The 15,331-nt window shown below is 41.8% G+C and carries 12 protein-coding genes, 1 tRNA gene and 2 pseudogenes; 6 read left to right on the top strand and 9 right to left on the bottom strand.

The genetic code is table 11. The annotated features are described in order from the left end of the window. Positions 1-40: 40 nt before the first annotated feature. From T496_RS13370 to T496_RS0103525, 5 genes and pseudogenes are all read left to right on the top strand, one after another. Positions 41-1,234 (top strand): annotated as a pseudogene (locus tag T496_RS13370) (sigma-54 interaction domain-containing protein); the annotation flags it as partial. 93 nt (positions 1,235-1,327) lie between these two features. Beyond that, positions 1,328-1,720: pseudogene (lptE, locus tag T496_RS15205) on the top strand (LPS assembly lipoprotein LptE); the annotation flags it as partial. A 22-nt stretch (positions 1,721-1,742) separates the two neighbouring features. After that, complete coding sequence (locus T496_RS0103515; RefSeq protein WP_027449521.1) at positions 1,743-2,519, top strand: tetratricopeptide repeat protein; 777 nt, start codon at positions 1,743-1,745, stop codon at positions 2,517-2,519. A gap of 5 nt (positions 2,520-2,524) precedes the next feature. Then, entirely contained in the window at positions 2,525-2,908 is a 384-nt protein-coding gene (secG, locus tag T496_RS0103520; RefSeq protein ID WP_027449522.1) for a preprotein translocase subunit SecG, read from the top strand. A 162-nt stretch (positions 2,909-3,070) separates the two neighbouring features. After that, positions 3,071-3,144: transfer RNA gene (locus T496_RS0103525), tRNA-His, on the top strand. Positions 3,145-3,355: 211 nt separating this feature from the next. On the opposite strand, the gene T496_RS0103530 is transcribed toward T496_RS0103525, so the two are convergent. The 3 genes from T496_RS0103530 to T496_RS0103540 form a co-directional block, all read right to left on the bottom strand. Continuing rightward, positions 3,356-5,392, bottom strand: a complete 2,037-nt coding sequence (locus T496_RS0103530) for a TonB-dependent receptor (protein ID WP_052342057.1) — start codon at positions 5,390-5,392, stop codon at positions 3,356-3,358. A gap of 95 nt (positions 5,393-5,487) precedes the next feature. Further along, positions 5,488-6,189, bottom strand: coding sequence for a helix-turn-helix domain-containing protein (locus tag T496_RS0103535; RefSeq protein ID WP_027449524.1), 702 nt, complete (start codon positions 6,187-6,189; stop codon positions 5,488-5,490). 13 nt (positions 6,190-6,202) lie between these two features. After that, complete coding sequence (locus T496_RS0103540; protein ID WP_027449525.1) at positions 6,203-6,568, bottom strand: HigA family addiction module antitoxin; 366 nt, start codon at positions 6,566-6,568, stop codon at positions 6,203-6,205. Between the two features lie 369 nt (positions 6,569-6,937). Here T496_RS0103540 and T496_RS0103550 point away from each other — a divergent pair, with 369 nt between their 5' ends. After that, positions 6,938-7,339 (top strand): FKBP-type peptidyl-prolyl cis-trans isomerase, encoded by a 402-nt coding sequence (locus T496_RS0103550; protein WP_027449526.1) that lies wholly within the window; start codon positions 6,938-6,940, stop codon positions 7,337-7,339. Between the two features lie 229 nt (positions 7,340-7,568). On the opposite strand, the gene T496_RS0103560 is transcribed toward T496_RS0103550, so the two are convergent. The 6 genes from T496_RS0103560 to T496_RS0103585 form a co-directional block, all read right to left on the bottom strand. Beyond that, entirely contained in the window at positions 7,569-8,045 is a 477-nt protein-coding gene (locus T496_RS0103560) for a hypothetical protein (protein ID WP_155808628.1), read from the bottom strand. A gap of 129 nt (positions 8,046-8,174) precedes the next feature. Beyond that, the gene (locus T496_RS0103565) at positions 8,175-10,100 is read right to left on the bottom strand and encodes a hypothetical protein (RefSeq protein ID WP_027449528.1); all 1,926 of its coding nucleotides are present in this window, start codon (positions 10,098-10,100) and stop codon (positions 8,175-8,177) included. 12 nt (positions 10,101-10,112) lie between these two features. Continuing rightward, complete coding sequence (locus tag T496_RS0103570; RefSeq protein WP_044110554.1) at positions 10,113-10,724, bottom strand: hypothetical protein; 612 nt, start codon at positions 10,722-10,724, stop codon at positions 10,113-10,115. A 2-nt stretch (positions 10,725-10,726) separates the two neighbouring features. Further along, complete coding sequence (locus tag T496_RS0103575; protein WP_027449530.1) at positions 10,727-12,853, bottom strand: AAA family ATPase; 2,127 nt, start codon at positions 12,851-12,853, stop codon at positions 10,727-10,729. Continuing rightward, a complete protein-coding gene (locus T496_RS0103580) occupies positions 12,850-13,086 on the bottom strand; it encodes a hypothetical protein (RefSeq protein ID WP_027449531.1) in 237 nt (78 codons plus the stop codon). The genes T496_RS0103575 and T496_RS0103580 overlap by 4 nt, the downstream gene beginning before the upstream one ends. A gap of 13 nt (positions 13,087-13,099) precedes the next feature. Then, on the bottom strand, positions 13,100-15,325 hold the full coding sequence (locus T496_RS0103585) for a DEAD/DEAH box helicase family protein (RefSeq protein ID WP_027449532.1): 2,226 nt from the start codon (positions 15,323-15,325) through the stop codon (positions 13,100-13,102). Positions 15,326-15,331 lie beyond the last annotated feature (6 nt).

Genomic DNA, 15,331 nt, shown 5'->3' on the forward strand with positions numbered 1-15,331 from the left:
CAGTATTCTCAGAAAAAATATGTAATTTTGTCAGCCAATTATGAAGAGTACAGAACTACAAAGCATCAAACAGAGGTACAACATCGTGGGCAACTGCGAGGCGTTGAACCATGTACTTGACGTCGCCCTACAGGTGGCGCCAACAGATTTGAGCGTACTCATCGTTGGCGAAAGTGGTGTGGGTAAAGAGATTATCCCACGCGTTATTCACGACAATTCTCCTCGCAAACGCGAGAAATACTTCGCCATCAACTGTGGTTCTATTCCCGAGGGCACCATCGACTCTGAGCTTTTCGGCCACATCAAGGGTTCGTTCACGGGTGCCATCAACGACTCACCTGGCTACTTTGGCGTGGCCAACAAGGGCACATTGTTCCTTGACGAGGTGGGCGAACTGCCTTTGGCTACCCAGGCGCGTCTGCTGCGTGTGCTGGAGACAGGCGAATACATTCCTGTAGGTGCTACCGAGGTGCGCAAGACTGATGTACGCATCGTAGCTGCTACCAACGTGAATATCCGTCAGGCCATCAGCGAAGGTCGCTTCCGCGAGGACCTCTATTATCGTCTTAACTCCATCCCCATACAGATGCCTCCTCTGCGCGAACGCGGAGAAGACATCGTGCTGTTGTTCCGTCTCTTTGCAATGCAGATGGCAGACAAATACAAGATGGAGCGTATTCAGCTCACCGACGAGGCCAAACAGATGCTGACACGCTACAAATGGCCGGGAAACGTGCGCCAACTGAAGAACATCACAGAGCAGATTTCCATCTTGAGTCCCAACCGACTGATCACGCCCGAGATTCTGTCGCAGTTCATACCGCAGGATCGCGAGAGCACACAGTTGGCTGTGGTCAATAAGGGCAGCGACCATTCTTTCGAGAACGAGCGAGAGATTCTTTATAAGATCCTCTTCGAGTTGCGTGGCAACGTCAACGACATGCGCCGCGAGATGAGTCAGCTGAAGAAGCAGATGGAAGACGTGAAGACTGCCCCCACTCAGGCCATCAACCCCATTCAGACCATCAATCCCATCTCTCCTATTCTTGAAGAGGCCGAGGCCGAGGAATACATTGACCCACAGCCGGAGCAAGAGAACCTGAACCTCAGCGAGATGGGGCGCCAGATGCTGGAGAAAGCACTGGAGCGCAATGGTGGCAATCGTAAGAAGGCTGCACAAGAGCTGGGCATCAGCGACCGCACGCTTTATCGTCGTCTGAAGCAGTTCGGCATGGCCATACTCACTTGTCTCATCCTGATGTCATGCTCGGTGAGCTATAAGTTCAACGGCGCTAGTATCGACTACAACAAGACAAAGACCATTACATTGGCCGACTTCCCCATCCGTTCTAACTATGTGTGGGGACCAATGGCCAACATTTTCAATAATCAACTGAAAGACCAGTTTGCCAATCACACCAAACTGATGCAGGTGAAGCGTAATGGCGACCTGAAGATTGATGGTGAGATTGTGCGCTACGACCAGCGCAACAAGTCTGTCAGCAGCGAGGGATACTCAGCACAAACCGAGCTATCCATGACGGTCAACGTGCGTTTCACCAACAATAAGAATCATGCTGAAGACTTTGAACGCCAGTTCACATCTACAGCAACCTACGAAACGACCCAGTCACTCAACGCCGTGCAAGAAGAGTTGGTCACCCAGATGGTGAAAGATATCTGCGACCAGATCTTCAATGCCACAGTAGCCAACTGGTAAGCCATTAATCAACATCGAAATCATGGAAATAGCAGAGCTCATCAAACACCCTGAACGCCTGGACCGCGACACTCTCTACGAGTTGCGCTCCATGCTCGCGCTCTATCCCTATTTCCAGACCGCACGACTGCTCATGCTGCAGAATCTCTATCTGCTGCATGATCCCTCGTTCGATACAGAACTGCGTCGGGCAGCCATCTATATCACCGACCGACGCGTGCTTTTCCAGATGATAGAGGCAGCCCACTACCAACTGCGAAAGAGTAGCGAAACAACCACTACCACACAGGCCGGCAAGGGCAAAGCCACTGCAGACACTTCCACACGCACCCTGTCGCTCATTGACAACTTCCTGGATTCTATCCCCAAGGAGAACGAACCCGAAACTGACAAAAAGAAGGCAAAACGCAAGCCTACGCCCGCTGATGCCGCTGTCGATTACGTGGCTTATCTCCTTGAATGCGAGGACTATCAGGAAGAAGACTCTGTGCCAAGACTCAAAGGACAGAGCCTCATCGACTCATTCATAAATAATGACACGGGCAAAATTGTTCTCCCAGAGACCCCTACACTAAGACCGGAACTCGAAGAAGACAGCACCGAAGAAGGAAAAGCTGCAGGAGAAGACTATTTCACAGAAGCTTTAGCTCGAATTTATATCAAACAAGGAAATTATTCCAAAGCTTTAGAAATAATTCAGCGATTAAGTTTGGATTATCCGAAAAAAAATGCTTACTTTGCAGACCAAATTCGTTTCTTAGAGAAATTGATTATAAATAATAACAAAAATAAAAAGTAAAAAAGATGTACACATTATTCATTATCCTCATCGTAATCGCAGCTTTGCTCATGGTTGGCATTGTGCTGATTCAAGAGTCAAAAGGTGGTGGTTTGGCATCAAACTTCGCATCTTACAACCAGATTGGTGGTGTTCGTAAGACCACTGATTTCATTGAGAAAGCCACATGGGGCCTTGCAGCCTTCATGGTTGTTGTAAGCATTGCTTGCGCGTATGTTCTCCCCACAGCTCAAAACGAAGCTCCTGCCGTGCTCAATGGCATTGAGTCTCCTGAGGCTAATCCCAACAATGTTCCCGCTTTCGGAGCTAGTCCTGCACAGCAGGAAGAGGCTGCTGCACCCGCTGAGGAAGCCGCTCCTGCACAGGCTGATGAGCAGAAAGCTGAGTAATCTTCATTAATTTGAAGCTTTTTTCGAAAAAAGTCGCCATTTTATTTGGCAATATCAAATAAAAGACGTACCTTTGCACCCGCAAAACCAACAGCAGAGCAACGATAGACAATAAGCTCGCTTATTCAGTCGAACGAAAGCTCTGACACAAAAGACAACATGGTGCCCGTAGTTCAGTTGGTTAGAGCGTCAGATTGTGGTTCTGAATGTCGTGGGTTCGAGTCCCACCGGGCACCCTCCAAGAAAGCTCCTGTAAGTCCATCTTACAGGAGTTTTTTTATTGCTACTCCCAATATTGATTTCACCTTCTCAAATGAAAGGAGCATAGGAATATTTTATTTGATTATTTTTCTACTTTTGCATCAGATTTGAAACAACATACCAGAACTTACCGTTACGGATAAAAAATGATGGCTATGAATATGAAAATGGCTTTACGCATAAAAACTATTTACTTTGGAGGATACCTGTTTCGCTGTCACTATGGTTCATGGTGCGCTGGATGTCACGATACTTACGGCCACGATCCAATCGATAGGAGAGTTTGAGGGTAACCATATTGCCATAGTCGCGATAGTGTTGCGAGATTTCTTTCTGCACGTAACGGCTTAAGACTTCCGTTTTGTTGGTAAGCGGATGCTGGCTGAACGGATGCTGGACATAGAGGGAGATGCTGAGTGCTGAGTTGACACGATAGTTGCAGGTGAGATACCAAGCGGGTGCTTGATGGCCACGATGCTCACCCTCCATGAAGTTCCATCCGTTGTCTGCGTATGCTCCGAGTGTCCAGCACCCTAGAAAGGCTTGCAGCGAACAGCCTCCGTTAAACGATGTATAGGTGTGTGTGTAATCCTCGCCAAAGTTGAAGAAACGATAGATGCCGCCATAGACGGTAGCCGTCAGTTTGTTGGGGATGATGTACCACTGGTTGTAGCTGTCAAAATAGAAGAAGTTGCACTCATTGTCAGCATTAGTCTGCGTCTGATAGAAATGGCCGTCCTTGCGGATGTATTTTTCCATGTTGCAGTGGGAGTTGATGCGATAGTAGCCTTGTAGTTCAGAGGTGAAGCGAGGCGAAGAATACGAGAGCGTCAGATGATGGGAAGTGACGCGATTGGGACGAATCTCCGGATTGCCAAGAATCGTTTCCATCGAGTTCTGCTTGATGCTGACATCGCTGACGAGTGCAATCTGAGAGACGTGCTGGGAAATCTCGAAGTCGTACTTCAGTTTCAAGCGTTCGACCAGTGGATAACTGACAGTGAATTTGGGTCGGAAGAGCCAGAAGTTGTTTTTAGTATCCCCTTGACGATAGTAGCGACGACTGACACCAAGGCCTCCCATATAACTGAACTTGCCAAGGTGCCCTTTCAGCTGAGAAAACAGATATAGCGAAGATGTATGCATATCGTTGACAGCCTCTGCATCGCCTTGATACTTGTTATGACTATACCGCTGGCCAAATTGTATGCCAGAGGAAAGAGCGAATGGTTTCAGGCGATTCTCATAGATAGCCTCACTCCATAGCGACCAGGTCTTGCCGTTAGTAGTGTATCGATAGCAGGAGCCTTCATTGTTCTCTGCATCGCCCGTCGTTCGGATATACGTCCCCACTACATTAGCCGTCAGCGACTGGTGGCGACTGAAGTATTGGTGATAATAGAGATCAAGCGATGGAGAACTGCTGCGTGATGATGAGTGTTCTTCGTAGGGCGCACCGTTAAGCTGCATCTCTGCATCCCGTCTCTGAGGATGAATGCTCGTACTACCGCTTAGTTTGGCTTGCAACACATAACTGCTATCGCTGAGACTATAAGTCAGTTGGGCATTATGGTTGAGGTTCTTGCTATTTATCTGCTCACTCCTGCGATGCATCGTTGTGGCATTTCCATTTTCAAAGAGATAGGTAGAATACTCCTCGTAGGCCTGTCCCTTGAAGTGATGGTAATCAATGTTGTAATTAACGGCAAACTCGTTTCGTCCACGATTCACTTTGCCGTAAAACATCTCATTGCCGTTGATGGCGGTAAGCGTGTTGGTGAGTTGCGTTCCCAAAACATAGCCGCTAATGGGTTTCTTCACCTTGATATCAATGACGTATGCGATCCCCTCGCCATAGCGTACAGCAGGATTATCGATAAACTCGATATGGTCTATACCCTGCATGTCTAACGTCTGCAAGTCCTCACGCGTAGCAAGGATGTCGTTGATGCGCACCTGAACGGTTCCTAGATTCGTCAATGCCGTGATGCTGTTCATGGCCTCATCCACACGAATATGAGGTAACGTAAGTTTAGCCAACAGCGAATAGCCGTTGGGGGAAGCCGCGATTTGCTGTTTGGTAGGATAAATCCATTGTCCATCCACCTTCTTTACGATGCGTGCTCCCTTGACTGTTACCTCATCCAGCGTGACTGTCTTTTCTTTTTGCGCAGTGACTGCCAGAGAACAGACTGCCATTAGCATACATAATAATTTCTTCATATCTTTCTTTTTTTGCCGCAAAGGTATGAAGAGATACTCATTATGGCGAAAAAGGAGTCTGACATTTGTCTGACATTTCATTGTCAGAGTCCATGTCAGGATTCTATCTGTTTGGTAGTCAGTCGGTAAGCCTTACTGCGGTCTGACTCGATTTTGAGGTTGGAATGCTGCTCAATGATGGGTTTCAGTCTGCGAATCAGTGTGTAGAGTGTATCGCTGGCATCGGGTTTCTTGGGCCAAAGGGCCTCACAAATCTCTGTCTTTGATAATGAATGGGAGGGCGAATGGAAGAACATCTCCATCAGCTGGTGCTGCATGGGAGTCAATTGTACCAAGTTGCCACCAGCAGCATAGAAACAGTCCTCTGTTTTTGAATATGTCAGCCCGCCAAAACCATTTCCATCTGTCTTAAGGATAGGAGCAACACACTTTCTTCGATACCACACAAACATCGCCCAAAATCCAGTCAGCACCCATAGCAATGCAGCAGGTCGCTGGTCAGAGAGGCTAAAGATGGTTGCCTCCGAGCAATGAGCGTATGCCTTGAACTGCTTGCTGTGTGTATCGACAGCCAGCATAGCCTTGCCCCTCAATGCTGCTATCTGCAAGTGGCTGTTAAATGTTCGGATGGTGTCCTGATTAATTACATCACTCTGCTGTTCCTGCATGGTGATGGTCAGTGCCCTGTCCATATCCTCGCTCACTCGTTGGCTCGTAGTGCGATAACTGCCAAGACTTGTCAGACTTGACGCTATAATCAGTGCAAAGAGCACGATGACTGCATATTGTTGTTTCATATCCACTACGATTTTAAAATACGCATGCCCAGCCAAATTTGCGGACGAGTTCCTGAAGCAGATTTCGGTCTCTGACAGGAATGGTGACGCTAATCGTCTCGCGCTGATTGTCACGTTCAGCGATATTGGCCGTGTCCAAGTCATATTGTGTCTGGAGATTCATCCAGATGTCTGCAGGAATACCCAGCGCTTTCTCCAAGGCAACAGCTACATTAAGTGACACACTACGCTTACCATTGATGGTCTCGCTCAGCACAGAAGGTTTGATACCGGTTTCTGCGGCAAGCTGCTTCTGCGTCATATCACGTTCTTTTAGTTCATCCTTAATCATCTCACCAGGATGGGTTGCAACAAATGGGGGCAACTTTTTCTTATTCATAATGCTTGGATATTTCAAGACGGTGCGAATATAAGGATTATTTCCGAAATAATTAGCAGATTTGCGAATTTTAATACTTTCTTGCATCATAATTTGCTGTTTTAGATCATTAGTGTCCCGTTAAAATGGGACACTAATGATGTATTTTTTTTAGAGTCATAAGCATTCATTTCAATTATTGTCCATGAACGAATCTCGTCATCAATCATTTGACGTAGTTCTTTGACAAATGGCCTAATATCGCGGATCATTTCTTCGTATCTTTAGCTCAAACATTTTGTTGCAAAAATAGCAAAAATTGCGGAATAATCATTATCTTTGTAGAATTAATAAGAATAATTAGGATTCCAATTCACAGACCAAAGCAAAATGAAGGACAAGCGAAAATACATACAGGCCAACAAGGACTGGCTGGAGGCGAAAGCCAAGGAGGAAGGAGTCAAGGCTCTTCCGAAAGGTATATATTATAAGGTATTGGCAGAGGGCAACGCTTCCAGTGCCCAGCCGACGGTGCGCAGCATCATCACAGCCCATTACACGGGAAAGACCATCGACGGGAAGCAGTTCGACAGCAGTCGCGGCGGTGTGCCGTTGGCCTGCAGGCTCTGTGACCTGATAGAGGGATGGATCATCGCCATGCAACAGATGCACATCGACGACAAGTGGGAGCTCTACATCCCTGCCGAAATGGGCTATGGCAAATTCTCGCAACCAGGCATCCCCGGCGGCTCTACGCTTATCTTTGAAATCGAGCTGTTAGGCGTAGCTTGACACAGTTCAATTTACACTACCATTGCACCCAGCAATACGTCTCAAAAATACTGAAAGGCAAAGAGAATATGTCGCTAGGCATGCTCTCCAGACTGGAGGACGTCCTTAGCATCAGCCTCATCTACAACGAGCAAATAGCATATCCCAACATAATGACAGAAGAGGCGTTTGCATAGTCAAACGGCTCTTCTTCTTTGTTGTCAGTCACTTGTTTCTGCTGACAAAGGTTCTATGCTGCTAAGAACAAAGCTGCAATAGCGCCAAGCCCTTCCGCTGCCAGTTTTCTGAGCCAACTATCATCTGTCAACTTATGCTCAACAATATAATCTCGTAATCGCAATCTCCACTCCTTATTCTGCAACAAAATCCAAAGGGATTCATCGAAGTAAGCAAACTCGACATTCTCTTTCAACCAGGACTTTGAGGGCGTGCGTCCCTTACTGAGTCGTTCCCCCTGATAGTTCAAATGCCAGAATCCATCAGTTTCTATATGCCAGAAGGGCTTTTCTATACCTGTACTATCATCAAACTGCGAGTTCCTTGCATACTGAGACATCAGCATATTATAACGACCTTCAAGCCAATCATTGATGACAAACTGGTTGTTCTTAAATACATTCGCCTCAATCCCATCAATAATTGTGACCATCAACACTGGCTTCGCGACAATTGTTTCGCCATGAATCTTGGCCTGTTTAATCTTCATTATTCGTTTAGTGTAGTGCTGGTAGCACTGCTCATAACTAAAAAATTGTATTGTTCTATTCATTGTCCTTCGTTATTGGTTTGCGAAGGCAAAGATACGGAAATTATTCGTAAGAACAATTCTTTTGAGTTATCTTTTCTTCAAGATATAGCGGTCATCAACCGATTCTATCTCATCAATAGTACTAATAATATCCTCTACATCTTTTTCCTTAATGGCCGCCCCCCAAGCGGTTCTGCTTATAGTTCTTGCGATATCTCTGATTCTGGCAGGAAGTCTAAAATAACCCATGGCACGAAGAATTGCCTGCTTTCTTACTACATAAAGTGGATGCTCTATGATTCTCAGACAATCTTGATGTTGTTTAGGCAACTCTTCTATAGCATTATCACGTATCGATGAATCAGGTATCTGGTCCCCTTGATAGTTAAACCAAACACCGTTTGCTTTCAATTTGCACTCTTCAAATGAGGAACCTTCAAATAAGTCTTCTATTGCTTCACTATAATCGTATGCTGTATTCATGATTTGGTATAATTCCGTATCCAAATAAGCTACAATCTTTTTGTTTCCTTTTATCCAAACTTCACCATTAAACTTCATATCCTTTATCGTGAAGTATTTGTCTTTCAGATTTAGACGATAAATCTTTCCACCAATTTGTTTCAGCTTACCTGTGGTAGAGAACACCTTCTCACCTTGCTTGTTAAGAATACAAGTATTTGTAAACCCATTCTCTATTTTGTATTCGTTTAGGTTGACAGGCACAGCATCAGTGGATGTACCTTTTGACTCATCTTGCCCATAAGTGTACTCTATCAGACCGAGCTTTGCTAGTCGAGCCTTTATTGCCAATTCTGTTCGTCCAACTCGTTCCGCAATATCTGCCGTACTTATTCCTCGCTCATAATAGTGTGTTATGCGCTCCTCTTCCTCTGGCGTCCAGGCCTTCCCTTTTCTCCCCTCCTGTATTATCTCTTTTTCTGATGCGTATTTGAGAGAGGAAGTCGTAACAGTCTTTACTATATTACAACCTGAGTCAAAAAAAACATGTTCAACTTCCAAGTCTCTCTCTATGATATTTTTCTCCTCTTCGGAGACGGTCTTTTCTAATACAATAGAAGAATCAATTCTTTTCTCTTTCTCAAAACTATCACTTGAAACATCGTGACCACGTAGAATGGCAATAGCACTATCAATCTTGTCTATCAAATCCATCGATCCATTCTCGCTCATTAATGCAATTTTCAAGTCACTTAAGAAATTGTCATAGATGAATGCAAACGAAGGTGAGATATCTGTTCGCTGTACAGGATGATTGGTAATGCAGTCAAATAATGTGTACACGTTGGGGCAAACCTCTCTTAGCATATCCCTCTCACTTTGACGATTCTTTAGAAATGCATAATATTCGTAGTTCAGCGCAATCTGAATATTATCACTTAATTCTCTAAACCGCTTAACCAACTCACTTGAACTTTCATTGTCTAATACCTTTTCGTCGTTCTTCACCGAAGAAATTATCTGCTCATATTCATTCATTGCAGAAAGAGAATAGTCAACGGAATTATCTACACTTCCTGACAGTCCATCAATTTGTTCTTCCGACAATGATGTGTAAGTTTCCAACAAAGTACGTTTCAAAGAAGAACGACCTGAAGCAATTGTCATCAGGAAATATAAATCCTCGTCAAGCTCCGCATACTTTACAGAATCAATCAGCTTTGCCTCTGAAGGCTTAATTCTGACATCTCTCATCAAAGATAGGATGTCTTCTTTACCAGAAAAAGGAACTATATGCCAGAAACAATCACTTTGAAGATACCAAAACGGCATGTATGCATCTGGATGAAACAGAGTTTCATTAGGAAGTACTCTATTCCAAACTTTCAAAAACATAGACTTCAATTTATCATCGTAAAAGATTTCATTATTTGTCAAAACGTTCTGTTCGTAAAGTTCAATAACAGCCAGCATTAGAATCGCTTTATGAGGCGATTTCCTGCCGTACTTGTTGTTTGTTCTTAGATTTTTGAAGGTTTCTATGTAGTCCATGTAACAATGCTTTTATAATTCTTCAGGTTTTTCGTCTTCAGTATAATTATTCGCTTGTTTATTTGTTAGCTGCAAGAAAATATCAAGAAAAGACCGATGAGAGAAGAAATACCCTGGATCTGACTTTAACTTCTCTTCCATAAAAGAGAAACCGTAATTAGCATATTCTTCCATCGTTTCAATCAGGCTCGCAACGACAGTACTTACTTTTATATCCCCCTTGTCAAGTGCTATCCAATCAATATCTGTTTTTGCAACAAGTGCAATGAATATATATGACCGTAATGCAGGGTATTGTTTTCGAAGTCCTCTGGATTCAAAATCTCCCCAATACTGTAACGGATAGCCAAAGCCCTTTAAATCATCGGTATTTTCAGACAAAGGAATTCTCTTGTTCTCATATAAACCAATAAAGAAAGCAATGATATAAGGTTCATATCCGTTTCCAAATATTTTACCTTTATCGTTTGTAGTTTCATTAGCTCTCTTTCCATATTGTGACAAAACTCGAATGACACTTTCTTCGTACCTCTTTTCAAATTTGGGATTTCTACGTCCCCATATATCTATCAATTTTTCGTCTTTATCAACGAGTTCTTCTATATTATTCAGTTGGTTTGCCATAATTATTTAATCTTTGAAATTATAGTTTGAATGGTTCCTAATTTTTTATCATCAAAAGGCTTTTTCTTCTCAATACGGAAAACACGACCATTGACTTCATTAATTTTTTCTTGATCTAGAATAGTTTCACCATTACTTTCTCTTAAGAAGCTCTTTGTTACAATAATCACTTGTTTATCCAATGTGCTAATTACATTAAAGAATTCGCTTTCTTTTGTTTCTGTAAAAGAAGATGTAGGAGCATCAAATAGCAAAGGGAATTCTGTATTGCCCTTCTCACTAGATAATTTACCAATCGCAAACAAGACAGACATTAAATAAGTTGTACGCAACGCCGTGTTGGGATTAAAAATCCTCTTATTATCATTATTCATCAAGACTGCTTCGCCTTGGCCGTCTGACTTCTCTAGAATCCTTATAGTTCCTTTAAAATCGTTTGTATTTAGTCTATCCAAAAACATATTTGCTTCATCTTCAATAGAATGAAGTAATCGTTTCTTATTCGTTTCTTTTGCAGATTTAAATGCATCAGCTATTTGTCGGATAATTAGTGCAGTCTTTGCAAATATTTCAGCGGGTGTTCCTTCTGCAATCTTTGCCTTAGCTTTTTGAGCCTCTTCAAGTGCATATCTGTGCTGCTCTCTTTGACGTTTTAATATACCAATTCGAGTTTCTGCATTATGCTTCTGGTCAACCCAATTTGAAATATTCTCAAAATTAGCCAACAACTGCTCTTCTGTAAGCCCATCTGCTTGAGATAATATTCTCTTTTTCTGTTCAAACTCAACGTTAAGATTGGTATCAATTTTCTTAACATCTTCATGCAAACGATTATTGAAAGCTATTGCTTCCTGAATTTTATGACGAAGTTTTGTAATTTCAGACAAAGAATCGTTTAATGTCGTATCTCTTTTCTGAAGTTCAACTACATAACTATTAACATAATAGGGAGCAATTTCCTCTTCCTCTGGAACCTTCAATGACTCTTGATATTCTTCGAGACGATGCAACATAAACTCCCACGCCTCAGTGTGTTTTTTAGCAGGACGGCCACATATCTTGCAAACTTCCTCATCTAACATCTCCTGCATAATTTTCTGACCAGGAATATGAACAGGAAGCGGAACGAAGTCAGTTTGCATTTTACGTATTGCTTTTTCCTGTCCGGCCGTATAAAGATAATTCTGCTCTAACTTTCTACGTTTTTTATCAACCTCATTTATTTTACTTGAATACTCTTCAGCTATGTCGTCAAATCCCATCAAGATCCACATATTATCTAGAAGACTAATAGTATAGTTTTCGTCTATGCGTGCTTGTGCTTGACTGCGTTTTTGAGAAAGAGTCTCAATTCTGCGATTAACAGCCTTCAACAATTCAGATGACTCCTTACTTTGTTCAATACTTTTCAGCAGACTATCAAAATTAACTGCCTCGCTTTCTTTAATTTTTATCTCCTTATCAATATCAGAAAGTGCACTAGTCTCAAACTCTATAGTCCGGTTAGCCTTTTTAATCTTTTCTTTATTTTTTAAATCTGAATCTTGTGCTCTTTCACATACAATATCAGCCTTTTTAGTTGCATATTCCATAAAGGAAAAATAAGCCTCAAAGTCTTTCACGTCACTAAATGTGTCAACTAACATTTTTAAAGCATTCGATCTTTGCAAGAGGTCAAGATCCGTTTCTCCTTTAAACATTGTATACGATCGAATCTCAGAAGGCAAATCGTAATCAAAACGAACACCATCCTTTACAATTCTCTCCACACCTTCGTTTTCTATAAGGCTAAAAGAGAAATTGGATGTACTCACTTCCTCGTCAAACGATTTTGTGAAGTGAAACATCTTTTCGAGCATTTTTGTCTTACCCTTATGTTCGTAAGTCATTGCAACACGAACATCATCAGACTCATCTGTAAATAGTTCCTCTATTCTTTTCTTGGATATGTACTTTGTATCCATCTTGTGGGTGCCATCAGTGCGAAATAACCACTCAAGAGCTTCATAGAATGTAGTCTTACCATCTCCATTTGAACCAATGATAAGATTGAGTCCATTACTAAACTCAAAAGTATTCCGCTTATAATAGCTTCGAAAATTCTCGATTTCAATTTTTAGTATGATCATAGAATATAATTTTCATTAATGTAGTTAAAAACTGTCATATAGACCTTTTTTTGGTCGCTTTCGTCTGTAGACCCATTTAAATCTTTAATAATTCTAGCCACTGCAGCAACTACGACATTTTCAGAGTTCATTGCAGTATACAAATCTTCATACTCCGACTTGTCGTACTCGTAAAGTTCTTGAAGCTTCTTATCATCAAGAACCATATGAAGCATTCTTTCTTTATTAGTCATACGTTATATTGTTTTAGATTGTTAATGCATAATGGTCTAGTACTTCTCTGAGTTCTATTTCTGAATAAGAAGGATTCTCAGATAGACTAGCAAAGTTCTTTACTCTTTGTAGTTCACCTTTTACTAACGACTGCTCCATACGGTAGCTGCCACTATAGGGGTTAATCTCAGGAAGAACAATTAGGTCATGAAGTTCAGCCATCTTCTTGTCAGGATGTGTTCTAAGCACACGGCCTCTACGCTGAATAAACTGACGTGGATTTCCTGTACTAGCACAGAAAATAGCAAGTTCACTGCGTGGTACATCTACGCCCTCATCTAGACATTTCATTGAAGTTAGTACATGAATCTTACCTTCTGCAAAATCATGTAATAACTCTTCCCTATCTTTCTGGCCTGAGACAAATTTTCGAACAGTCACATGATCATCAATCTCTGTTACAGACTGAGTATATATATTAATAAGGTGCTCCGTATCGTTATCATCGTCAATATTCTCATATCTATCAAAGTCATCTTGAGCTCCCACATAATCTGGCTTATTTCCTTCAGGAACATATATCAAGGAATATTTTAGATTTCCTTTTTCAACAAATCTTTTTTTAATGATTGATTTAAAGATATCTAGTTTATTAACTGCCTTATGTATAATCCGTTTACGTTCAAGTAGTTTCATTTTAAGAATATCGTCCATATGGTCAAATGTCTCTGTATCATAATTGAAATACTTAGCTATCTTCTCAGATATTTCAACATAAGCACTCATTTCACCTGGAGTTAATCTAACTACATGAGGATAATACATATACCTGCAAAGAACACCATTTTTTATAGCTTCTTCCATGCTGTATTCGAATGTATAATGCTCTTCTGATCCAAAAAACTTATTAAGTTTCTTGTTTCCATCGTCATCAAACTGCCGCTCGGGTGTTGCTGACAGCCCTATTCGTCTAAGATAAGGAATCTCATTCAAATGCTTCACTATAGAGTCTGAGCCCATATTGTGGCATTCGTCTGATATCATCAGCACCCGTCTCTTATCAAAGCCGTTCAAAACCTTGAATACTTTCTCTCTTGAATATGATGCATAGGTAGAAATTATAATGTAGGAAATCTCTGATTCTTTTTCTGTTTTGTATTTCTCATTAAAAAGAATACGTTCTACATCATCACGCCAAGTTAGGTTCTTAGAATAAACCTTTATAATGTTAGAGAACTGAAACTTTCGACACTCTTGTTCCCACTGGTTAACAAGCGTTATCGTTGGAACAAGAATGAATGCTTTATAATAACCCTTCCGCTTATATATCTCCAACAAGCAATTGAGTGATGTAATAGTCTTACCTGTACCTGTAGCCATTGCAAACAACCCCTTCTGTCCGTTGTTTACCCAGTTCTTGAAGGCAATCTTCTGATAATCTCTAGGTCCCGTAGGATATGGGAATTGAGGTTCAAAATCCAAATAATCACAGACAAAATCCGACTGTTCCTGGCTTTCTTTTATTTTTCTTTCCTCCTTTATCTTACGGAGCTTCTTCTCGACATCAAGCAGCTCTTCAATGTCTTTGTCGCCAAAGTTTGTTTGGATAGCAGAGATAAGATTCTCTGGAGAAAGGTATTCTATATTTCGCTTCTTGCCTGTCATGATAGAGTCGAAGTCTTCACGTTGGCTGGCAATACGATTTTGAACCATCTTATCAATAGAGTCACTACGATCAATCTTTATTTCTTCTAGATTGTTAAAAAGACCACTAATAGTAAAGTTGGCAGACCCCGTAAACGAGGTCACGCTATCTCCATCACGAAATTGACCAGATTTGGTATGCGCGATACCTTTTTTATTGCGAGGCTTTATAATACGTATATCAATGCGTTTGTTATAGATAAGGAACGCCAAACATTCAAAGAACTGCTGCTGATATTCATCAAAAGTCTGACGTAAGGTTTCAAAATTGGTCAAATCAAAGCAATCTATAACTCCGCCATGTACACCCTTACTGATAGCCTCTTTATCTTCATCAGAAACGATATGATTGATGACTAATCGCATCCTGCCACCTTTCGAAATGAATGAGGCGAAACCATCAGCTAAAACACTAATAGTTGCAGAACTAAAATAGCCTAGTTGTAGGTCAAACTCCTTACTATTCTCCAAACAGTCGTTGAAGAATTTCTCTGGCGAATTAAACTCCCCAGGTCTATACGTTCCGTCCTCAGCCCAATCTACCTCGTACAACATAATCAT

This window comes from Xylanibacter brevis P6B11 (genome assembly GCF_000621825.1).
GTDB lineage: Bacteria > Bacteroidota > Bacteroidia > Bacteroidales > Bacteroidaceae > Prevotella > Prevotella brevis.

Coding starts and splice junctions, on each gene's coding strand:
- T496_RS0103515 (WP_027449521.1), top strand. CDS start 1,743: ATGGAAATAGCAGAGCTCATCAAACACCCTGAACGCCTGGACCGCGAC.
- secG (WP_027449522.1), top strand. CDS start 2,525: ATGTACACATTATTCATTATCCTCATCGTAATCGCAGCTTTGCTCATG.
- T496_RS0103530 (WP_052342057.1), bottom strand. CDS start 5,392: ATGAAGAAATTATTATGTATGCTAATGGCAGTCTGTTCTCTGGCAGTC.
- T496_RS0103535 (WP_027449524.1), bottom strand. CDS start 6,189: ATGAAACAACAATATGCAGTCATCGTGCTCTTTGCACTGATTATAGCG.
- T496_RS0103540 (WP_027449525.1), bottom strand. CDS start 6,568: ATGAATAAGAAAAAGTTGCCCCCATTTGTTGCAACCCATCCTGGTGAG.
- T496_RS0103550 (WP_027449526.1), top strand. CDS start 6,938: ATGAAGGACAAGCGAAAATACATACAGGCCAACAAGGACTGGCTGGAG.
- T496_RS0103560 (WP_155808628.1), bottom strand. CDS start 8,045: ATGAAGATTAAACAGGCCAAGATTCATGGCGAAACAATTGTCGCGAAG.
- T496_RS0103565 (WP_027449528.1), bottom strand. CDS start 10,100: ATGGACTACATAGAAACCTTCAAAAATCTAAGAACAAACAACAAGTAC.
- T496_RS0103570 (WP_044110554.1), bottom strand. CDS start 10,724: ATGGCAAACCAACTGAATAATATAGAAGAACTCGTTGATAAAGACGAA.
- T496_RS0103575 (WP_027449530.1), bottom strand. CDS start 12,853: ATGATCATACTAAAAATTGAAATCGAGAATTTTCGAAGCTATTATAAG.
- T496_RS0103580 (WP_027449531.1), bottom strand. CDS start 13,086: ATGACTAATAAAGAAAGAATGCTTCATATGGTTCTTGATGATAAGAAG.
- T496_RS0103585 (WP_027449532.1), bottom strand. CDS start 15,325: ATGTTGTACGAGGTAGATTGGGCTGAGGACGGAACGTATAGACCTGGG.